Source organism: Streptomyces sp. LARHCF249, from assembly GCF_052871255.1.
The window spans coordinates 75,743-98,212 of sequence record NZ_JBIXJQ010000008.1 but is presented as its reverse complement, the minus strand read 5'-3'; the positions used below and the strand labels follow the sequence as shown (position 1 = coordinate 98,212).

General features: G+C 70.6%; 11 protein-coding genes. 5 read left to right on the top strand and 6 right to left on the bottom strand.

Annotation, left to right across the window (positions count from 1 at the left end):
• From ACIPUC_RS23805 to ACIPUC_RS23795, 3 genes are read right to left on the bottom strand one after another with little or no spacing between them, the layout of a single operon-like run.
• Positions 1 to 1,035 carry an ABC transporter substrate-binding protein gene (locus tag ACIPUC_RS23805; RefSeq protein WP_446591979.1) on the bottom strand — a complete coding sequence of 345 codons (1,035 nt, stop codon included), beginning with the start codon at positions 1,033 to 1,035 and terminating at the stop codon, positions 1 to 3.
• Positions 1,036 to 1,078: 43 nt separating this feature from the next.
• Positions 1,079 to 1,639, bottom strand: a complete 561-nt coding sequence (gene ssuE / locus ACIPUC_RS23800; RefSeq protein WP_446591978.1) for an NADPH-dependent FMN reductase — start codon at positions 1,637 to 1,639, stop codon at positions 1,079 to 1,081.
• Positions 1,640 to 1,673: 34 nt separating this feature from the next.
• Complete coding sequence (locus ACIPUC_RS23795; RefSeq protein WP_446591977.1) at positions 1,674 to 2,660, bottom strand: TauD/TfdA dioxygenase family protein; 987 nt, start codon at positions 2,658 to 2,660, stop codon at positions 1,674 to 1,676.
• A gap of 1,265 nt (positions 2,661 to 3,925) precedes the next feature.
• Between ACIPUC_RS23795 and ACIPUC_RS23790 the strand changes: the two genes are divergently transcribed.
• Genes ACIPUC_RS23790 through meaB form a run of 3 tightly spaced genes read left to right on the top strand, consistent with a single transcriptional unit; the run spans position 3,926 to position 8,983 of the window.
• On the top strand, positions 3,926 to 5,791 hold the full coding sequence (locus ACIPUC_RS23790) for a methylmalonyl-CoA mutase family protein (RefSeq protein WP_446591976.1): 1,866 nt from the start codon (positions 3,926 to 3,928) through the stop codon (positions 5,789 to 5,791).
• Entirely contained in the window at positions 5,788 to 7,992 is a 2,205-nt protein-coding gene (gene scpA / locus ACIPUC_RS23785; RefSeq protein ID WP_446591975.1) for a methylmalonyl-CoA mutase, read from the top strand. Before ACIPUC_RS23790 ends, scpA begins: the two co-directional genes overlap by 4 nt.
• Positions 7,993 to 8,002: 10 nt before the next feature.
• On the top strand, positions 8,003 to 8,983 hold the full coding sequence (gene meaB / locus ACIPUC_RS23780) for a methylmalonyl Co-A mutase-associated GTPase MeaB (RefSeq protein ID WP_446591974.1): 981 nt from the start codon (positions 8,003 to 8,005) through the stop codon (positions 8,981 to 8,983).
• A 98-nt stretch (positions 8,984 to 9,081) separates the two neighbouring features.
• On the opposite strand, the gene ACIPUC_RS23775 is transcribed toward meaB, so the two are convergent.
• Positions 9,082 to 10,083: an asparaginase gene (locus ACIPUC_RS23775; protein ID WP_446592269.1), complete on the bottom strand. Its 1,002-nt coding sequence runs from the start codon at positions 10,081 to 10,083 to the stop codon at positions 9,082 to 9,084.
• Positions 10,084 to 10,202: 119 nt separating this feature from the next.
• Here ACIPUC_RS23775 and ACIPUC_RS23770 point away from each other — a divergent pair, with 119 nt between their 5' ends.
• A complete protein-coding gene (locus ACIPUC_RS23770; RefSeq protein ID WP_446591973.1) occupies positions 10,203 to 10,661 on the top strand; it encodes an Lrp/AsnC family transcriptional regulator in 459 nt (152 codons plus the stop codon).
• Between the two features lie 1,579 nt (positions 10,662 to 12,240).
• Here ACIPUC_RS23770 and ACIPUC_RS23765 read toward each other — a convergent pair.
• Positions 12,241 to 12,489: a hypothetical protein gene (locus ACIPUC_RS23765; RefSeq protein ID WP_446591972.1), complete on the bottom strand. Its 249-nt coding sequence runs from the start codon at positions 12,487 to 12,489 to the stop codon at positions 12,241 to 12,243.
• Between the two features lie 50 nt (positions 12,490 to 12,539).
• Positions 12,540 to 15,341, bottom strand: coding sequence for an AAA domain-containing protein (locus ACIPUC_RS23760; RefSeq protein WP_446591971.1), 2,802 nt, complete (start codon positions 15,339 to 15,341; stop codon positions 12,540 to 12,542).
• An 845-nt stretch (positions 15,342 to 16,186) separates the two neighbouring features.
• Between ACIPUC_RS23760 and ACIPUC_RS23755 the strand changes: the two genes are divergently transcribed.
• Positions 16,187 to 22,450: a protein kinase domain-containing protein gene (locus ACIPUC_RS23755; protein ID WP_446592268.1), complete on the top strand. Its 6,264-nt coding sequence runs from the start codon at positions 16,187 to 16,189 to the stop codon at positions 22,448 to 22,450.
• Positions 22,451 to 22,470 lie beyond the last annotated feature (20 nt).

Genomic DNA, 22,470 nt, shown 5'->3' with positions numbered 1-22,470 from the left:
TCACCCTCTTCCGTAGCCGTTGAACTCGTTGGTGTAGAGGTCGGCGGGCTTGAACTGCCCCGGCTTGATCTCGCCGCGCTCGCCGAGCCAGTCGATCCAGAGCTGGAAGGACCGGTCGGGTATCCGGCCGCCCGGCTCGGCGATCCCGAAGGAGCGCCAGTACTGGAGGGCTGCGGTGTCCTCGTTGCGCCCGCGCTTCTCGACGATCTCGGTCATCCGGGCGACGGCTTCCTCGCGCGGGGTGCTGCGGGACCACTCGATGGCCTTGGCCACGCCGGTGGTGAAGGTCCGTACGGTGTCCGGGTTCTGCCGGATGAACCGCTCGGTCATGATGTAGGTGCCTGCGCTGAACGGGCCGAGCAGGTCCACATCGGTGAACAGCGGGCGGATGCCGCCGGTGGCGAGGGCCTTGTCCCGCAGGATTCCGGTGAGTACGCCGACCTCGATCTGCCGGGCCCGCAGCGCCTGTTCGGTGTTGACGGGCGGCACCACCAGGGCCTCGACCTTGGCCGCGTCCGCCGTGGAGAGGCCGTTGCGGCTCAGGTACAGGTCGAGCAGGGCCTGGTAGTGGGCGCCCAGGGTGTTCATGCCGACCTTCTTGCCGATGAGGTCGCGGGCGGACCGGATCGGGCTGTCCTCCAGGACGAAGTAGCCGCCGTAGGAGTACTGGTCGGAACCGTAGGAGGAGATGACGGCCTTGATCGGGGCGTTGCCGGCGGCGAGTTTGATGACCGCGCCGTTGAAGGCGCTGCCGAAATGGGTCTGGCCGGTGGCGGCGGACTGGATGTCCTGCGGTCCGCTGATGGTGTTGCCGACCCATTCGAGTCTGATGTCCTCGAAGTAGCCGAGATCGGCGGCGAGTTCCGGGAGCGTGACGGCGCCGACGGCCCCCTGGTACTTCAGGGTCTTGACCTGTGCGCCGGATCCGCCGCCGTCGGCGGTGGCCGTGCCGCAGCTCACCGCGGCCGCCGAGATGCCGAGCAGGGTGAGGAACTGGCGCCGGGAGGTGGTGGTCGGGGGGAAGGCTGCGGGCATGTCGGGTCCTTGTCGGTGCGGGGGTTGCCTGGTGGCCGGGGCGTTATGCGGGGGCGGCGAGCGCGGTCGTGTGTGCGGCGCCGCGCAGGGCGTCCGCGAACTCGTCCACGGCCTGGAAGAGGTCCAGCTCGGCCTCGGGCCGCAGCCGGTCGGGGCCGGAGCCGCGCTCGACGGAGGAGTCCAGGACGAACCGACCGGCGGTGACGTGCCGGGCGCCGAGGGCGCAGAGCACGGGGCGCAGGGCGTAGTCGATGGTCAGGACGTGGGCGAGGCTGCCTCCGGTGACGAGCGGGAGCACCGTCTTGCCGACGAGGCCGTCCTGCGGGAGCAGGTCGAGGAAGGCCTTGAGCAGGCCGGTGTACGAGGCCTTGTAGACGGGGGTCGCGATGACGATGCCGTCGGCCTCGGCGACGGCCTCCAGGGCCCGGCGGATCTCGGGCTCGCCGCGGCGGGCGGACAGCAGGTCGGCTGCGGGCAGTTCGCGTACGGAGAGGTGCGCGGTGGCGAAGCCGGCGTGCGCCAGGCGGCGCAGCACGTGGTCGGCGACGACGGCGGTACGGGAGTGGGCGGAGGGGCTGCCGGTGATGGCGAGCAGCTGGGGCACGGGGGCTCCTTGGGCGTCGTACGGGAGCGGACGGTCAGGCGGCGGTGGCGGCGGTCGGGGTGGTCGCCGTGGTCTCGGTGGCGGTCGGAGCGGCTGGGGCGGAGGCACCGGAGGCGATGCCGAAGGCCGGGGCCGGGACGGCCTCGGGGCTGATCAGCCGGGACGGGACGCCGTCGGGCCCGACCGGGGCGTCTCCGTCCACCGTCACGCGGCGCAGGGTGCGCTCGTGGTCGTCGGAGTCGTCCACGCCGTAGTGCTGGGTGGCGCGGTTGTCCCAGATCGCGACGTCGCCGGACCGCCACGCCCAGCGGACGGTGTTCTCGGGGCTCTCGATGTGCGCCTGGAAGAGGTCCTGGAGCACGCGGGAGTCGCGGCCGGTGAGGCCCTTGATGCGCTGGACGAAGTTGCCGAGGAGCAGGGTGCGTTCGCCGGTCTCGGGGTGGACGCGGACGACCGGGTGCTCGGTGAGGAACTTCGTGGAGGTGAAGACCTCGCGGTACTCGGCCAGGGCCTCGGGCAGGGCCTCGGGCTTCAGGGCGGCGTAGTCGTACTCGTTGGAGTGGACGGCGCGCAGGCTGTCGGCGAGGGCGCGCAGTGGCTGCGGGAGGTGGGCGTAGGCGGTGGCGGTGTTGGCCCACAGGGTGTTGCCGCCGTACGGGGGGACGGTCACGGCGCGCAGGACGGAGAAGGCCGGGTAGGCGGGGACGAAGGTGACGTCGGTGTGCCACTGGTTGGCGCGGGCGCCGTGGTGGGAGTCGATGCCGAGGGCGTAGCGGCCGTCCGCGGAAGGGACGGTGGGGTGGGCGACGGGGGCGCCGAGCAGGTGGGCGAAGGCCTCGTGGCCGGCCTCGTCGAGGTGGTCCTGGCCGCGGAGGAAGACGACCTTGTGGGTGAGGAGCGCGGCGCGGATCTCGGCGACGGTGGCGGCGGGCAGGTCCCCGCCGAGCCGTACGCCGCCGAGCTCGGCCCCGATGCGGCCGCCGATCTTCGTGACGGTGACGGAGGTGGTGGCAGTGGCCATGAGGACTCCCTGGTCAGGGCGCGGATGAATGGTTTCGGCAGGCGCGGGCCGCTGCTGGCGGGCAGGAGGCAGCGCGGTACGAGGCGATGCGGGCCGTACGGGAGCAGGCGCGGGTCCGGTGCCACGGGGCCGGCCCGGCCCGGCGGGGGTGGGGTCGCCGGGCCCCGGCCCTGGCCGCCAAGGCCTTGGGTTGCCAGGCCTCGGGTTGCCAGGCCTCGGGTTGCCAGGCCTCGGGTTGCCAGGCCTCGGGTTGCCAGGCTTTGGGCCGCTAGGCGTCGGGACCACGGGCCGTCGGGACCGTCGGGACCGTGAGGCCGGACCCCCGCGCCTCAGACGCCGGCGGGGCTGGGTTGTGCCCTGCCGCCGGGCAGCGAGGCCGCGAGGGACCCGGGTCCCGGGCATGGACCGGGGCAAGCCGGGAAGCCGCCAAGCGGCGGGCCGCCATGCCTCAGGGACAGGGGCTCGGCCCGCCGGGCCCTCAGGCCATGCGGCCTCAGGGGCTGGCGGCCGTCGGGCCGTCAGGCCCCGGGCCGTCGGGACGCGCGATCGGGGTCAGGCGCGGTGGGGGGCCGGACAGCGGCCCGGACACTCGCCGGGCTCGGTACGGAGGCCCGGGGTGTGGAGCCGCGGGACGAGGAGTGCGTTCGCGGTCATGGCTCGGAGCCTGACAGCGCACCCGCACCCGGTCAATCACCCCGAACGCCCCCGGCGGGCCCTCGGCCGAAACCCCCGACGGCTCCCGCACACCCGCGGTGACCTGGTACTTCCCCGTCACCGGGCACATTGCGCCACCCCGCCCCGACGGCCGAAAACGGTGGCCGGATTTCACGGTCCCGCAACGCCGCCGCCACGCCGGACCCCTGCCGGGTGGACGCGCGTGCCGGGAAACCCCGCCCGCGGGGGTCCGCGTGACGCGTCGGCCCGATGACGCTCGGGCAGCGGCCACGCCACGCCCGCCCGGCCGCCGCCGCGGCTCTTCTGTCGGATGTCTTCAATCCGGCGGGCCTTCGCCCCGACCGAGCGGTCGAGCGTCCCGCACGACGGCCCGAGCCCGCGGATCCGCGCCGCCGCGGCGGCGCCCGGGCCGCTCCGCGACGCCCCCGAGCGGCCCGCGCTCCCGCACCCGCGTGCGGCCGTACTCCCGGAAGCGACTGCAACGGTGCTGCTCAGCCGGGTCTCCCGTGACCCCTGCCGCTCACATGAGAGGGCGAGATCACACTCGTCGGTATAGTGCCGCTTGAGCGTCCTCCCCTACATTCGAGGCCATGACGGTCCTGCCTGACGACGGGCTCTCCCTGGCCGCCGAGTTCCCTGACGCGACGCATGAGCAGTGGCAGCGCCTTGTAGAGGGCGTACTGCGCAAGTCGGGCAAGGAAGCCTCCGGCGAGGGTGCTGAACAAGCGTTGTCCACACCACTCGAGGACGGGCTCACCACCCGCCCGCTGTACACCGCGCCGCCCGACGGGACGGCCCCCGACACCGGTTTGCCCGGGTTCGCACCCTTCGTACGGGGCGGCAAGCCGGAGGGCACCACCGCGAACGGCTGGGACGTACGCCAGCGCCTGGTGGGCACCGATCCGGCTCGCGTGAACGAGGCTGCCCTCGCCGACCTCGAGAACGGGGTCACCTCCCTCTGGCTGACCGCGGGCCGCGGCGGCATCCCGGTCGACGGTCTCCCGCGCGCACTGGACGGGGTCTACCTGGACCTCGCCCCGGTGGTCCTGGACGCCGGAGCCGAATACGCCGGGGCCGCCCGTACGCTGCTCGGCCTGTACGCCGAGCGCGGCGTCTCCCCCGAGGCCGCCCGCGCCTCCCTCGGCGCCGACCCGCTGGGACACGAGGCCCGGACCGGTGAGGCGCTGGACCCGGCGGGCGCCGTGGAGCTGGCCCTGGAGGCCGCCGCCGGCTGGCCCGGGGTCCGCGCCCTGACCGTGGACGCCCTGCCCTACCACGAGGCCGGCGGCAGCGCCGCCGAGGAGCTGGCCCTGTCGCTGGCCACCGGCGTGGCGTACCTGCGCGCCCTGACCGAGGCCGGTCTGAGCACCGAAGCGGCCCTGGGCCAGCTGGAGTTCCGCTACGCGGCCACGGCCGACCAGTTCCTCACCATCGCCAAGCTGCGCGCCGCGCGCCGTCTGTGGTCCCGTGTCGCCGAGGCCTCGGGGGCCCCGGCGGCGGGCGCCCAGCTCCAGCACGCGGTGACCTCGCCGGTGATGATGACCCGCCGCGACCCGTGGGTGAACATGCTGCGCACCACCGTGGCCTGCATGGCCGCGGGTGTGGGCGGCGCCGACTCGGTCACCGTGCTCCCCTTCGACCACGAGCTGGGCCTGCCGGACGCCTTCGCGCGCCGCATCGCCCGCAACACCTCCACCATCCTGCTGGAGGAGTCGCACCTGGCCCGCGTGATCGACCCGGCCGGCGGCTCGTACTACGTCGAGCGGCTGACGGACGAACTCGCGCACGCCGCCTGGGAGTTCTTCCAGATCCTGGAGAAGGCGGGCGGCCAGGCCGCCGCCCTGCGCTCCGGGCTGGTCGCCGAGCGGCTCGCCGCCACCTGGGCCGCGCGCTCGAAGAAGCTGGCCAAGCGCCGCGAACCGATCACCGGCGTCAGCGAGTTCCCGCTGCTGTCGGAGAAGCCGGTCGTACGCGAGAGCGCACCCCCGGCGCCCGCCGGCGGCCTGCCGCGCGTCCGGCGCGACGAGGCGTACGAGGCGCTGCGCGCCCGCAGCGACGCGCACCTGGCGGCGACCGGCGCCCGCCCGAGGATCTTCCTCGCGGCCCTGGGCCCCGCGGCCGCGCACACCGCCCGCGCCACCTTCACCTCCAACCTGTTCCAGGCGGGCGGTGTCGAGCCCGTGCACGACCCGGTTTCGGTGGACCCGCAGACGGCCGCCGCGGCCTATGCCGCGAGCGGCGCGGACGGCATGGCCGTGCTCTGCTCCAGCGACGCGCTGTACGAGGAGCAGGCCGAGGCGGTGGCCGCGGCCCTGCGCGCGGCGGGCGCCACGACCGTGTTCCTCGCGGGCAAGCCGGGCACCGCAGGGGCTTCCGTGGACGAGTACGTCTTCGCCGGCTGTGACGCCGTCGCCGTGCTGTCCTCCGTACTCGACCGGATGGGAGTGCCCGCATGAGCATCCCCGATTTCTCCGAGCTGGCGCTCGGCCCCACCGCCGCCGCCGGAGTCACCGAGGACCAGTGGCGCTCCGCGGTGAAGGAGTCCACCGGCACCGCCGCCGCCGACCTGCTGTGGGAGACCCCCGAGGGCATCGGCGTCAAGCCGCTGTACACGGGCCGGGACGTGGAGGGCCTGGACTTCCTCCACACCTACCCGGGCGTGGCCCCGTACCTGCGCGGCCCGTACCCGACGATGTACGTCAACCAGCCCTGGACGATCCGCCAGTACGCCGGCTTCTCCACGGCCGAGGAGTCGAACGCCTTCTACCGGCGCAACCTGGCCGCCGGCCAGAAGGGCCTGTCGGTCGCCTTCGACCTGCCGACGCACCGCGGCTACGACAGCGACCACCCGCGCGTGACCGGCGATGTCGGCATGGCGGGCGTGGCCATCGACTCGATCTATGACATGCGGCAGCTGTTCGACGGGATCCCGCTGGACAAGATGTCGGTGTCGATGACGATGAACGGCGCGGTGCTGCCCGTTCTCGCCCTCTACATCGTGGCGGCGGAGGAGCAGGGCGTCTCCCCCGACAAGCTCGCCGGGACCATCCAGAACGACATCCTCAAAGAGTTCATGGTCCGCAACACCTACATCTACCCGCCCAAGCCCTCGATGCGGATCATCTCCGACATCTTCTCGTTCACCTCGCAGAAGATGCCGCGGTACAACTCGATCTCCATCTCCGGCTACCACATCCAGGAGGCCGGGGCCACGGCCGACCTGGAGCTCGCGTACACCCTCGCCGACGGCGTGGAGTACCTGCGCGCCGGCCAGGCGGTCGGGCTGAACGTGGACGCGTTCGCGCCGCGCCTGTCCTTCTTCTGGGCGATCGGCATGAACTTCTTCATGGAGGTCGCGAAGCTGCGCGCCGCCCGCCTGCTGTGGGCGCGCCTGGTCAAGCAGTTCGACCCGCAGAACGCCAAGTCGCTGTCGCTGCGCACCCATTCCCAGACCTCGGGCTGGTCGCTGACCGCGCAGGACGTCTTCAACAACGTGACGCGTACGTGCATCGAGGCGATGGCCGCGACCCAGGGCCACACCCAGTCGCTGCACACCAACGCCCTCGACGAGGCGCTCGCGCTGCCGACGGACTTCTCGGCGCGCATCGCCCGCAACACCCAGCTCCTGCTGCAGCAGGAGTCGGGCACCTGCCGGTCCATCGACCCGTGGGGCGGCAGCGCGTACGTCGAGAAGCTGACGTACGACCTGGCGCGGCGGGCCTGGCAGCACATCGAGGAGGTCGAGGCGGCCGGCGGCATGGCCCAGGCCATCGACGCGGGCATCCCGAAGCTCCGTGTCGAGGAGGCCGCGGCGCGCACGCAGGCCCGGATCGACTCGGGCAGGCAGCCCGTCATCGGCGTCAACAAGTACCGCGTGGAGAGCGACGAGGCGATCGAGGTCCTCAAGGTCGACAACTCCTCGGTGCGCACCCAGCAGATCGCCAAGCTGCGGCGGCTGCGCGAGGAGCGCGACGAGGCGGTCACCCAGGACGCGCTGCGGGCGCTGACGAACGCGGCGGAGCGGGGCTCGGCGGGCCAGGGTCTGGAGGGCAACCTCCTCGCGCTGGCGGTGGACGCGGCGCGCGCCAAGGCCACCGTGGGCGAGATCTCGGACGCACTGGAGAAGGTGTACGGACGGCACGCGAGCCAGATCCGTACGATCTCGGGTGTGTACCGCACCGAAGCAGGCGAGTCCCCGTCCGTGGAGCGCACCCGTGCGCTCGTCGACCGGTTCGAGGAGGCGGAAGGCCGCCGTCCGCGCATCCTGGTCGCCAAGATGGGCCAGGACGGGCACGACCGCGGCCAGAAGGTGATCGCGACCGCCTTCGCCGACCTGGGCTTCGACGTGGACGTCGGCCCGCTGTTCCAGACCCCGGCGGAGGTGGCCCGCCAGGCCGTGGAGGCCGACGTCCACGTCGTGGGCGTCTCCTCCCTCGCGGCCGGCCACCTGACCCTCGTACCGGCGCTGCGCGAGCAGTTGGCGGAGGAGGGCCGCGAGGACATCATGATCGTCGTGGGCGGCGTCATCCCGCCGGCCGACGTGCCGACGCTCCTGGAGATGGGTGCGACGGCGGTGTTCCCGCCCGGAACGGTGATCCCCGACGCGGCCCACGACCTGGTGACGCGGCTGGCCGCGGACCTGGGCCACGAGCTGTAGGCGGCCGCCGGTGCCGAAGATCGACATCGAGGCGTACGCGAAGGGCGTGCTCGACGGGAAACGCGCGTTCATCGCACGGGCGATCACCCTCGTCGAGTCCACCCTGCCCGCCCACCGGGCGCTGGCGCAGGCGCTGTTGACGGAGCTCCTCCCCCATGCGGGGAAGGCGCGCCGGATCGGGATCAGCGGGGTGCCAGGGGTCGGCAAGTCCACCTTCATCGATGCGTTCGGCACGATGCTGACCGGGCTGGGCCACCAGGTCGCGGTCCTCGCCGTCGATCCGTCGTCGAAGCGCACGGGCGGCTCCATCCTCGGCGACAAGACGCGGATGGAGCGGCTCGCCGTGGACCCCGCGGCGTTCGTCCGCCCCTCGCCTTCGGCCGGGACCCTGGGCGGTGTCGCGAAGGCCACCCGCGAGTCGATGATCGTCATGGAGGCGGCGGGCTACGACGTGGTCCTCGTCGAGACGGTCGGCGTCGGCCAGTCCGAGACCACGGTCGCGGGCATGGTCGACTCCTTCCTCCTGCTCTCCCTGGCCCGTACGGGCGACCAGCTGCAGGGCATCAAGAAGGGCGTCCTGGAACTGGCCGACGTCCTGGCGGTGAACAAGGCGGACGGCCCGCACGAGCGCGACGCGAAGGCCGCCGCCCGCGAACTGTCGGGCGCGCTGCGCCTGATGCACCCGGCGGACGCGGCGTGGACCCCGCCGGTGCTGACGTGCAGCGCACGGGAGTCGGGGGGCCTCGACGAGATCTGGAACCGCCTCGAACAGCACCGCCGGCTGTTGGACGCGAACGGCCGCCTGTCGGCGAAGCGGGCGGCCCAGCAGGTGGAGTGGACCTGGTCGATGGTCCGCGACGAACTCCTGGACCGCCTGCGTTCGGATCCGGCCGTCCGCGAGCTGGCTCCCACCCTGGAGGCCTCGGTCCGCGCGGGCACGGTGACCCCGACATCGGCGGCGGACCGGATCCTGTCGGCATTCGGCGCCTGAGCGACGTGTGAGGGCTGGAGTGCCGTGCAACGGCACTCCAGCCCTCAATGCGTGAGGCGCGGAGTCTGGGGGCGCAGCCCCGATAACGGCGCCGTAGGCTACGCGCCGACCAGCACCGACCCCGGCGCGCCGAGCACCTCGTGCAGAATCCGCACCCGGCCCGCGGTATCGGCAGCGCCCAGCAACGCCGAAAGCACGGCGATCCGCGCCTGCCCCGCCCGCAACGTCCCCGTCGGCACCGCCCCCGCCGCCACCAGATCCACGGCCCCGCCGTGCGTGTAGATCTCGGTGACCGGCCCGGCCATCACCCGCGTGGTCAGCGCGACCAGCACTCCCCGCCCGACGGCGGCCTTCACCGCGTCCACGATCTCGGGGGTCGCGTTGCCCGCGCCCGTCCCGACGAGCACGACACCGCGCGCACCGGCCGCGACCGCGGCGTTCAGCAGCACGGCGTCGCCGTCGGCGTGGTGCATCACCACGTCCACGCGCGGCGGCAGCTCCGGCATGGCCGGCAGCGCGAGCGGTGCCGGCCGCTGGGGCGTGCGCAGGATGGCGACCTTGCCGAAGCCGATCTTCCCGAGCAGTTCCTTCGAGGGGTCGGCGAACGCGTCCAGCTCCACGGCCTGCGTCTTCACCGTGCCCCGCGCGGCATGCACCCGCCCCGCGAAGGCGATCAGCACGCCCAGCCCCCGCGTGGTGGCGGCCGTGAGCAGCGCGTCGTACAGGTTCTCCGGCCCGTCCCCGTCCGCGGTGCCCATGGGCCGCTGCGATCCGGTGAACACCACGGAGCGCGCGTCGTGGTGGTGCAGGTCGACGAGGAACGCCGACTCCTCCAGGGTGTCCGTGCCGTGGGTGACGACGATGCCGTCGACGCCGGGGTCGGCGAGCACCTCGTGCACGGTGCGCAGCAGGGTGAGCTGGTGGGCGGTGGTGAGCCGCGGGCTGTTCACGCTGAACAGGTCCACCACCTCGACGGTGATGCCCTCGGGCAGCGGCGCGGTGGCCATGACCTCGCTGCCGTCGGCGTCCGCCGCGAACCCGGAGCCCTGCCAACGGCTGGCTATCGTCCCGCCGGTGCTGATGACGACGATCCGCCCCATGGCCGCGGCCACCTTTCCTCGCACGTATGTACTGAAATCGCAATGATAGAGCGATCTACGCGCAACGCGATTGCTTCTTTCACCAGCGCTTACATCTAACGAGGGGTGATAATTGCGCAATGGACGCCATCGACCGGGATATCTTGCGCGAGCTCCAGGCGGACGGCCGCCTGAGCAACCAGGAACTCGCCCAGCGGGTCGGACTGACCCCCTCCCCTTGCATGCGCCGGGTGCGCCAGCTGGAGCAGGACGGGGTGATCCAGGGCTACCGCGCCGTGATCTCCCCCGAGGCGGTCGGCCGCGGCTTCGAGGTGCTCGTCTCGGTGGAGGTCCGCCGCGACCGCGAGGCGGTCGAGGCCTTCGAGGCGGCCCTCCAGGACATCCCCGACGTCATCGAGGCCTACCGCCTCTTCGGCAGCCCCGGCTGCCTGCTGCGGATCGCCGTCGCGGACCTGCGCGCGTACGAACGCCTCTGGATCGAAAAACTGACGGCACTCTCCGGGGTCACCGAGGTCAACTCCCAGATCATCATGAAACGCATCAAGGAACCGACGGGCCTCCCCGTCGCCCACGTATGAGCCGCGCCCCCTCCACATAGCCTGCGGACCAAAGCAGCAGGTCAGGCAGTCTTGGCCTGGGGGGCATGACGAACGCACGACGGGCATGCTTCGAAAGAACATGCAGGTCAGACCGAGTTTTCTCACTCCGGGAGCGATCCGCAGCTGTCAGGAGCGTGCGCCGCCCGTGGTGGACTGCGCAGGCCTAGGCAGGTGTTTCGCCACCAGCCGATACGCCATGCTCAGGCAGTCGAGGGCCCGGGGCGGCGGCAGGCGCCTCGGCCGCGACTACGCCGACCGACGCAGAGGGCCTTCCCCGCGCCCGACGTGGGGCTCCTGGAGGGATGCAGGTCAGCCCCCCTTGGACAGGGGCGCGTAAGAGAACGTGCACTGGGCCTGGCCATCCACCGCCGGGACAAGGCGTACCTGTTTGGCAAGCATCTGTAGCGCGTTGCCCCCGACTCGTCCCACAGCGACACCGTTCCTCTGGCCTCCCCGAACGAAACATATGGCCGCTGGGGACTGAGGATGCCGCCCCGGCTGCTGAGTTTCGCCGCGGCGACGGTCGGCTCCACGTACATCCACTCCGGCTCGATCCCGAAGTACGAGGGCAGTTCTGCCCTCTGTACCGCGGCCGCACGAAGGTCTTTCACCGCGCTCCCTGCCGAGTCCAACGCCCAGGCCCCGCACACCACCACCCGCCGGTACGGAGAGGGTGAAGCTCAACGGACTCAAGAGCTTCACGGCAGAAGCGGCCTGCCAGATCGCGGGAACATCGAGATCATCAGGTGTTACGCCGAGGCTGTCCGCGTACAGCGCGTGCAGCACCGATCCGGAGGCCACAACGCACGACACGACAAGCGCGAAGACCAGCGGCGCCGCCCAGGCGAGCCATTCGCCCCACGTCCACTGCCGGACTAGCAGCCAGATTCCCCAGCCGTCGCCGTGATGGCGAAGACCGACAGCATCTGCACCGGTGTCCAGCCTCTGTCATCGCCCATGTCCGCACCGAAGGCAACGGCAAGGAGGAAGGAAGCTGTCGCACCCCACATGAGGAGGCTCCCCACGCGGCCCCCAGCCACGAACATGCCCTGCGCCGATCGAGCGCCCCGGAGAAGGCGCAACACAGCGGCGCCCACCCACACCCAGGTCCGCACACCACTCTGCTGTTGGGCGACCACTGCACAAAAGATCATGGCAAACGTCCAGGCCCCGACGCTAGACGCACGACGGTGATGGTCCTCCTCTCGCCGCATCACGATGTACCTGTGCTCCCGGCCGTAGCGCGGCCGTACGTCGATGATGGCTTCAGAGGCGGAACCACCGGGCAGGTCCATACGGGAGAGCCGGCGGGCCTCCGAGGCGGTGCCCGTCACGAGCATGCTGATGTCGTGCCAGCCGCGCCTCTCCGTGAATCGGGCACGTGCCACGCGACGGCGCGGCGCAGTCGTCCCGTCAACGACAGCGGTCTCGGAGCGGGTTCCCGGCGCGGCCTGTGGGCCCCCGTATGCCCCCGCCAGCCGGTCAGCTGCTCCCTGTCCCGGTCCATCAGGTCAGCGCGCCTGGCATACATCTCCAGCTTGGCCGCCCGCGCCAGCCTCTATACCCGCCAGGCGGCCGCCTGCTCGGTGCGCCGGTTGCGGGCTCCGAGGAACCGCACCTCCACGGAGTACAGCTGTGCCGAGGCATCCGCCCTCAGGACACCCCGCGACGCGCCTTCGCCCCGGGCGAAGGAAGTGACGACCGGCCAGCCCTGCTGCTCGAACGCCCGCTCCGCCTCGTCCCAGTCGCGTTGCTCACCCCGAACCTCCACCAGCACCAGTACGCGCTGGTCGTAACGCTTCCCCATCAACTCCCCCCTCCACCCCCCGTTACAGGGTCCAGCAGACTGTGCGGCGGCTACGGCAGCCAGCGCGCCGCCTGTTCCCGCGTGACCCGGGCAGCGTCGACCCACCAGTGTCCGGCGGCCTTGTCCCACTGAGCCCTGAGCAGACGCTTCGCATCGTCCTTCTGCTCGTACGGGACCTTGAGGTACAGGCGGCCGTCCCGGACCAAGCCCGGGTACACCTTGTCGGTCGGCTCCGTTCGTTGGGCCGGTACCTCGGAGGCCGGAGCGGCCGATTTGCCCGGCTCGGCAGGGCGCCACGGTGCACGCGCCGGGCGTTCCATGCGGGTGCGCTCCATCAGCCGCCGTACTCGGTCGCACGAGGCCGGGTCGGTGTAGCGCATCATCAGGTCCGTCGGCCCGATGTTCGCGAGTAGGTTCTTCGAACCGTGCCACAGGACCGAACCGTCCAGGATGAGTACCTTCTCGTGCATGCGGTCGCGGAACTCGACCTGACAGCCGACGGCCTCCAACTGCTGCACGAACTCCCGGTGCCGCTCCACTCGGGAAGGGTCCTGCTGCTCTTCGGGCGGGCGGGTGAAGACCGTAACCTGGATCCCGGCAGCCGTCCGCAGGCCGAGCATGCCAGCCCACCGGCGAACCGGGTCCCGGTCCATGAACGCCGAGTAGAGCTCGATGCTGCGCCGGGCCCGTTCCACGTCCCACTCGACCGCGGCCGCGACCTCGCTGTGCTCGAAGAAGGCGGGCCGGGCCAGCTCCTCCTCCGACAAATTGGCCAGCTGGCCGGCGTCGAGGATCGGAATCAATTGGTCGGCGGAAACGGTCTGCGCGTGCGCCTCCAGGTGGTCGACCATCGCCAGGGCCTCGCTGTGCGGGGCCAGGTGCTTGCGTAGGAAGGCGACGTCCGCCACCACGACCAAGTGGTCCTGGGCGCGGCTGAGGGCGACGTTGAGGAGGCGGCAGGTCTGCGAGGACAGCCCTGTTCCGCTGTAGAAGAAGCCGGGGTCCTTGCCGGCGCCCGCTACCGTGTCGAGGAGTACGACGGGGCGCTGGCTGCTCTGGAACCGGTGGACAGTGTCGACCAGGCCGTCGTAGTCCTCCCCGAACCGGTGGGCCAGGCTGCTCTTGAGCGCCTTGACCTGCTCACGGTACGGAGAGATGACGGCGAGCCGGTCGGTCGCCCGTTCCCCTTCGGGGACCTCCTGCCACTTGCGGCCGGGCAGGACGCCCTCGTACTGGAGTCCCCGGACGAGCTCGTGGATGACGGCGGCGTGGACGGCGTTCGTCATATGCGGCTTGCGACCGCCACCGGGAATGCGGCGGCCGGAGGTGTCGACCAGGATCACCGGGGAGTCGATGAGCGGGGAGAACGGCAGGCGGCTGGTGTTGCCGCGCCCTGTCTTGAGCGGTGCGTCCGGGTACGCCACCTCGTTCACCACCGCACAGATCGGCTCCCGCATCCGGTACTGGGTATCGAGCGCCACCAGGCGGCGGTCCTGGCGGACTCGCCCGGAAGAGTCGACCAGACCGGCGGCGTGGAAGGCGTCCCGCGCTGTCCATTCCCGGGAGTGGGCACGCTCCTCTTCGCTCGCCTCCCGGTCTCCGTCGCCCTTCGTCACAGCGGGCAACTGTCGGAAGTCCCCCGCCACGATCACCCGTTTGCGGGCGAGGCCGGCGGCGAACCAGGCCGAAGGCAGGTTGACCATGCCGGCTTCGTCGATCACTACGACGTCGATCTCGTCGAGCAGCTTCCTCGACTGGACGGCCTTGGCCACCGTCGCTCCGAGCACCCGGCAGCGGGACCGGACCTCGTCCTGGATGCGTTTGCGTTTCCGGCCGAGTTCGTCGAGTCGCTCCTGAAGCGAGGCGGTGGACTCGGCGACGGCCTGCCTGGGCGGAATCCCTATGACGGCGGCGCGGGCAGCCGGGAGGGCGCGTCGGGCCTCGGCCGCCTGCTGGTCTGCGGCCTTGTCGCGACGGGCCGCGCTCACAACGGCCTCCTTGGCCCGCCTCGAACGGGTCTCTTCGTCCTCCAGAGCAGAGCGGAGTTCACGCAGCTTCGCAGCTTTGCGGTCCGCGAAGAGTCCGGTCGGCAGCCCGACTTTGTCGATTGCCGACCGCAACTGCGCGGCCACGGCATCCGCGGCCAGCACCGTCCGGGATTCTGCGGCATGGTCTCGACCGGCCTCGTTCAGTTCTGCTGTGGCGGAGGCCAGATCCGACTCCAGGTCCCGGACCCTGTCGTGCAGTGCCAGCGCCGCCCTGGCGCCCTTGAGCTGGTCGGTCGCCGTACTGATCTGCCGGTCGATGCTTTCCACGAGCAGGACGGCAATCCGGCCCGGGTCGACCTGATCTCCGTAGCGGCTGCGCAGTGACGGCAGGACGATGCTCCCGGCCCGCTGGACGATCCCCTCGGCGAAGCCCACCTCGTGCTCCAGCAGTGAACACATCCGCTCCAGCGCCTGGTCCACCGCGACGTTCGTCGGAGCCAGGAAGAGGACCCTGAGTCCCTGGCGGAAACTGCCCTCGACGATATGGCCGACGACATCGGTCTTGCCTGTGCCGGGCGGCCCCCACAGGAACAGCACCTCACTGGCGAGTGCGTGCGCGACGGCGTCGCGCTGGCGCGGGTTGAGCTGGAGCCCTGCCCAGTTCGCCACCCACTGCCCCGGGTTCTCGGCACGGCCGGTACGGGGGGTGCCGCGGCCGACCAGCCAGCCCGCGTGCTCGGCGTCGACGGGACTGTCCTGGTGGCCAGCGGCCTCCAGACGCTCTGCCAGGGCGGCCCAGTTGGCCGAGTCGTCCTTGCGGATCTGGATGTGGGCAGGCGCGGCCCCGAGATCGGCTTCCGTCACGAGCCGTACGGTCCCGTCCGGAGCGCGAGAGGCTTCGGCAGGGTTCCAGGCTTTTTTGGAACGTGACGGCCGCGCGAGCACGGGAACACCGTCCAGGCTGTCGTTCCAAGCACGGCAATCGAAGAGATACTCGTGGGTCCCCCCTGAGTGCGAAAGAAGCCGCCCTTTGGAGAGAGCAACCTTCACTGCACCTTCCGCCTCATTCCGGTGCTCAGCGAGAATCTCGGCACGTACCGCCGCCAGGAACTCCTCTACGGGATAAGGGCGCCCCGCACCGGTCATGTGTACCGCTCCCCCAAGATCGACCCACAGGTCCGAAGACTGTAGGTGAGTCTGCTGTTGTCGGACGGGCACCGGACAACCACCGGCCAGGCAGTGGCCGAAAGTCGACAGCCATGACCAGGACGATGTCGGCAGGTCCACATATCGCTGTTTGTTCGCGTACCTGTCGAGACAGCCCTGGCAGCCGGGATCCGGCCAAGCTCAGATTTCCGGTGCAACCTTTTACCGAGGGCCGATGTCCCCTTGGGCATGTTCCACAACCTGTCGGACCGTCAGCCCCCTGCGGGTCAGGTCGGTCCGCAAGCAGGCCCGCCGCCCTGCGCCGCTCACTCGCATCAACGCTGACGGTAAGTAACCTGAAGTCGATCCGTTGACGTTGTCAACATGCACCGACCCCTGCGCTTAGCAAACGATCTGTGTACGATGACAACCTGGGTGAGCACGGCGGCAGAAGCCACAGGAACGCTCTGCCACCATGTGATGGGCGAGAACGAGGAGCGACAGTGGGCGAACGGGTGATCGGGGGACGGTTCCGGCTGACCGGGGTCATCGGGGCGGGCAACATGGGTGAGGTCCACCGCGCCGAGGACACGCAGGCGACTGAGGGCGGACCGAATCGCACCGTCGCCGTGAAGACGATCCTTCGCCGCCGTTCCGGCACGCTGATCGACACGGGCGCGGACCGGAAGGCCGTTGATCGGTTCGCCCGCGAGGTACGCATCATGCGCCGCCTGGATCACGACAACCTCACCCGGCTCATCGACGGCGGCATCGATACGGCTGACACCGGACAGCCCTTCCTCGCCATGGAGCTCCTGGACGGCGAGACGCTGCGCGATCTGATCGAAGAAGAAAACCAGCTTCCGCTGGATTGGGCGGTCGCCATCGCCGCACAGATCGCCGCGGGCCTGGCAGCCGCGCATGCCGCCGGCATCGTCCACCGAGACCTCAAGCCCGCCAACATCATGCTCACCCGGGGCGGCACGGTGAAGGTCCTCGACTTCGGTATGGGCCGCATCGTCGACGACCCGGACGAGGCTCGCCTGACCAGCACTGGCGTCAGCGTCGGCACCGCCCGCTACATGGCCCCGGAACAGTTCGAGGCGAAGCAGGTCTCCCAGGGTGCCGACCTGTACGCCCTGGGCTGCGTGCTCTACGAAATGCTGGCCGGAGTCCCGCCATTCACCAGCGGCTCCGCGTACGAGCTGGGGCGCAAGCACGTCGAGGATGTACCCAGCTCCGTCACGATCTCCCGGCCCTCGGTCCCCGTCGGCCTCGCCCGCCTTGTGGAGCGACTGCTGGCCAAGGACCCCGCGGAACGTCCGGCCGACGCCGTCGCGGTGCGCGAGACCTTGCTGCCGCTGATCAGCGCCGACGCCGCGAGTACGCCTTCTGCACTGCCCCACTGGAGTGCCCTCGACCCCGTCCGTGCTGTGCTGGCCTCGGCACCCTCACCGGTCGGCGCACTCGCGCCGGTGGCACGCGCCACCACAGCCGAGGAGCAGGAGCGGACCGCGGCTGCCGCTGCTGTCGTCAGCGCCGGCATGAACGTCTTCGGGGTGCACGAGAAACTGATCAACGAGTACCGCTCGTTCACCCAGGGCGGCACCATCATCCGTGACGACCTGATCGCCTCGTTCGTCGAGGACGACCTCGAAGCCAAGTCGCAGTGGCCCGACCCCTGGTTGTCCCTCAACCCGTTCTTCGCCAGCGGCGGCACCGTCCTCGAACTGGCGGGCCAGAACGTCCTCGAAGAGGAGTGCGCGCGGATCTTCCAAGCCCGCAAGACCGAGGGCGGCACCGTTCCCGACGGACGCCCGCTCACCCTCCACCGCCATCAACGCGAAGCGATCGACGCCGCACGCTCCGGAGCCTCGTACGTCCTGACCACCGGCACCGGCTCTGGCAAGTCGCTCTCGTACATCGTGCCGATCGTCAACCAGGTCCTGCGGGAAAGGCAGGCCGAGGGCCCTCAGAGCGCAAAGCGGGTCCGGGCGATCATCGTCTACCCCATGAACGCGCTCGCCAACAGCCAGCTCAAGGAACTGAAGAAGTATCTTCAGGACGGCTACGGTGACGGCCGGGAGCCGGTCACGTTCGCCCGCTACACCGGCCAGGAGGACGAGCAGCGCCGCAAGGAGATCCGCGACAACCCGCCGGACATCCTGCTCACCAACTACGTGATGCTGGAGCTGATGCTGACGCGTCCGGCCGACCGCACCAGCCTCATCACCATGGCCCGGGGCCTGGAGTTCCTGGTCTTCGACGAGCTGCACACCTACCGGGGCCGTCAGGGCGCGGACGTCGCTCTGCTGATCCGCCGGGTCCGCGAGGCCTGCCAGGCCGATCGGCTCCAGTGCGTGGGTACCTCGGCCACGATGTCGACCGAAGGCACCGTCGACGATCAGCGCAAAGTGGTCGCGGACGTGGCAACGACCCTGTTCGGGACCGAGGTCAGCCCGGCACATGTCATCGTCGAAACGCTGGTGCGAGCGACCGACGAAGCCCCCGACACCGTGTCGGCCGAGCGGCTCCGGGCCCCCGCCGCCCCCCGTGCCTACGCCGACCTCGTACGCGACCCACTGGCCCGCTGGATCGAGACACGCTTCGGCCTGGAGAAGGACCCCACGGGCCGGCTGGTGCGCAGCAGGCCCGCGAAGATCGAGGAGGCGGCGGCGGAACTGTCCGAGGCCTCCGGTGTCCCCACCAAGGACTGCACGGCGGCGATCCGCGCCACGCTGGAAGCGGGCTCGCAGGCTCTGCACCCGGTGACGGACCGCCCGTTGTTCGCCTTCCGGCTGCACCAGTTCCTTTCCAAGGGTGACACCGTCTACGTCACCTTGGAGGACAAGCTCTCCCGCTACATGACCCGCTCCTATCAGCTGGAGAAGCCTGACAACAGCGGCAAACTCCTGATCCCCCTCGCCTTTTGCCGGGAGTGCGGTCAGGAGTATCTGACGGTCTGGCGCAACGAGAAGGACGGCGAGGTTCGCTACGAGGCACGACGTGACACCTCGGCGACCGGCGGCAGGCAGGGCGACGGCTACCTCTACATCGACCGCGACCGGCCCTGGCCGGCTAGCGTCCAGTACGCGGTGGACGACCGCAGGCTCCCCGAGTCGTGGCTCGAACTCGACGCCGGCGGCCAGGAGATCGTCAAGCCGTCGTACCGGGGCCGGGTCCCCCAGGTAGTCACCGTGGACCCGCTCGGGTACGAGGGCCGCGGCGAGCTCCAGGCCGCCTTCATCCCCTCCCCCTTCCTGTTCTGCCCGCACTGCGGTGTCTCCTACGAGCAGACACGCGGCCGGGACTTCGCGAAGCTTGCCACCCTCGACCAGGAGGGCCGCTCGTCGGCCACCTCTCTGATCTCTGCCTCGGTGGTGCGTTCCCTGAAGTCGGTTCCCGAGGAACACCTGGACCGGGAAGCGCGCAAGCTCCTCACTTTCGTCGACAACCGGCAGGACGCCTCGCTTCAGGCAGGCCACTTCAACGACTTCGTCCAAATCACCCAGCTGCGCGGAGCGCTGTACAGGGCGGCGCTCGACGCTGGCGAGGAAGGCCTCAACCACGAACGGCTGGCGCCGGCCGTCACCGCGGCGCTCGCGCTCGGACCTTCCGACTACACGGGCGGAAGCGAACTCGCGCCCGCTCTGGCGCGCAACGCCGCCAAGACACTGCGGGACGTGATCGCCTTCCGCCTCTACCTGGATCTGGAGCGGGGGTGGCGCATCACCATGCCCAATCTGGAGCAGACGGGTCTGCTGGAGATCGACTACGAAGACCTGGCCTGGGTGTCGGGCCACGAGGACCGCTGGGGACAGACCCTCCCAGCTCTACGCGACGCCGACCCCGCGTTGCGCGCCGAGATCATCCGGGCGCTGCTGAACGAGATGCGCCGCTCCCTGGCCATCGATGTCTCCTACTTCCGGGACGACTTCGACTCCCTCCAGCGCGCCAGCGAGGAACGGCTGATCGACCCGTGGGTGCTGGCCACCGGGGACAAGCCCAAGGTCGGTACCGCATACCCCCATCCGTCCCGGCCGGGCATGGACCGCTCCAGCCTTTTCCTTTCGGCCCGCGGCAAGTTCGGTAAGTACCTGCGCCGAGCAGACCGGTCGTTCCGGAATCTCGACCCCGTTGACCTGCAGCTGGTCATCGAGCAGCTGCTCCAGGTCCTCTCCCGGGCAGGCCTGGTCAAGGAGGTCGCCGAAGCCCCTCAGCGTTCCGGGCGATTCCGCCGGCAGTCCACCCCAGCGGCCATCGGCTACCGGGTGGCGGCGCAGTCCCTGCTGTGGCGGGCCGGCAGGGGTGAGACCGGTACCCACGACCCTCTGACCCGCACGTACCAGAGCGGCGACGGTCCTCGTGTGAACACCTTCTTCCGCGATCTGTACAAGGACACCGCCGGCACCCTTGCCGGCCTGTTCGCCCGTGAGCACACCGCACAGGTCGCGCCCGAGGAGCGGGAGCAGCGCGAGGAGGCGTTCCGAAAGGCAGAGCTGAAGCTGCTGTACTGCTCGCCGACGATGGAGCTCGGCGTCGACATCTCCTCACTCAACGCCGTGATGATGCGCAACGTGCCGCCCACACCCGCGAACTACGCGCAGCGCTCGGGCCGCGCGGGCCGCAGCGGCCAGCCCGCCCTGGTCACCACGTACTGCGCCACCGGCAACAGCCACGACCAGTACTACTTCCGCCGTTCGGAACGGATGGTGGCGGGCGCCGTGGCTCCGCCGCGCCTCGACCTCGCCAACGAGGACCTGGTCCTCTCCCACCTTCAGGGCATCTGGATCGCGGAGGCGGGGCTCCGGCTGGGCCGCGCCATCCCCGAGGTCCTGGATGTGTCGTATCCCGACACCGGAGAGCGGCCCGCTCCCCTCCTCGCACTCCAGCCTGAGATCCTCGCCGCCTCCCTCGACGACGACGCCCGCAGGCGTACGGTCGAGTCGGCCCAGCGGATCTTCGGCCCGCTGTTGCCCGACTTCGCCGAGACCACCTGGTGGTACGACGAGTGGATCGCGGACCGCGTGCGAACGGTGGCGGAGCGCTTCGACGATGCCTTCGACCGCTGGAGGGATCTGTTCCGGGCAGCCCTCGACGACCAGTTCATCCAAAACCAGCGGCGCCTGAACTTCGGCCTGACCGAGGGCGATCGCAGGCGTGCGAGCTACCGTCGCCTCGAGGCCGAGACGCAGCTGCATCTGCTGATGAACGAAAGCGTGGACAGCAAGTCCGTGCTCTCCGACTTCAACCCCTACCGCTACCTCGCCTCCGAGGGCTTCCTCCCCGGCTACAGCTTCCCGCGCCTACCCCTGGCCGCGTACATTCCCAAGGTCGGCCCGCGCCGCAACGAGGGCGACTACCTGCAGCGCCCCCGCTTCCTCGCGATCCGCGAGTTCGGCCCCGGAGCCCTCATCTACCACGAGGGCTCCCGCTACCAGGTGACCCGCATCCAGCTGCCGCCGGACACCTCAGGTGACGTATCGACGTCGGCAGCCCGTCGGTGTTCCCACTGCGGCTACCACCACGATCCCGAGCTGCGTGCCGATGTCTGCGACATGTGCCGTGAGCCCCTGGGATCGGCGACCTACGGCCTGCTCCAGCTGCACACCGTGTACACGACCCGCCGTGAGCGGATCTCCTCCGACGAAGAGGAGCGGCGTCGCGCGGGCTTCAAACTGGAGACCTCGTACCGCTTCCACGACCACGGCGCCCGCGAGGGGCGTCTGAACGCAGCTGTCACCGACGCCTCCGGCGCACCAGTGGCCGACGTGGCGTACGGCGACTCGGCGACCGTAAGGATCACCAACACCGGTCGGGTCCGCTCCCGTACCGATGAACCGGACGGCTACTGGCTGGACCTTGCCGACGGCCGCTGGATGAACGACCGGGACGCCTCGGCGGCTTCCGGGGACTCCAGTGAACTGCCGGTGATCGACGCCGACGGCAACGAGCAGCGGCGCAAGAAGCGGGTCATCCCCTACGTCGAGGACCGCCGCAACATCCTGGTCGTCACCCTCGACGAGGCGCTGCCCGAACCGGTCGCCCTGTCGCTGATGTACGCACTGGAGCGTGGCATCGAGGCGGCGTTCGAGCTGGAGGACTCAGAGCTCTCCAGCGAGCTGCTGCCGCCCGCCGACGGCCCTCGGCGCCGCATGCTGTTCACGGAGGCCGCCGAGGGTGGTGCCGGGGTACTGCGCCGGCTCCAGGCCGAACCGGACGCGCTGGCCAAGGCGGCGCGCCAGGCGCTGGCCATCTGCCACTTCGACACGGACGGGGAGGACCTGGGCGGGCCGCACCCCGATCGGCCGTGCGCGCTCGGCTGCTACGAGTGCCTCCTCACCTACGGCAACCAGCTGAACCACACACTGATCAACCGGCACTCAGCACGGGACCTACTGGTGAGGTTCGCGTCGGCGTCGGCGCGGCGGGAGGAACGTGGCGAGTCCCGGTCGGAGCAGTTCCGGCGGCTGCTCGACCAAAGCTCCACAGAGCCCACTCGGCTGGAGACCGAGGTCGCCGAGACCATCGCACAGGACGATCTGCTCACCTGGCTGAAGGGCCGGGGGCTGCGACTCCCGGACGACGGCGAGACGCTGATCACCGAGGCCAACGTCCTGGCGGATTTCGTGTACCGCCTGCCCGGCGTCAACCTCGCCGTGTTCGTCGACCTGCCCGACACCGAAGCGACTGCGCTGCGCGACGAGGACGCCGAGGAACGCCTCCTCGACGCCCGTTGGGATTTCGTCCGCTTCCCGCACGACGCCGTATGGGACGAGATCGTCGCACCGCACGCCCGGTACTTCGGCACCCCTTCCACCCGCTGAGCCCGCAACCGAGGACTTGA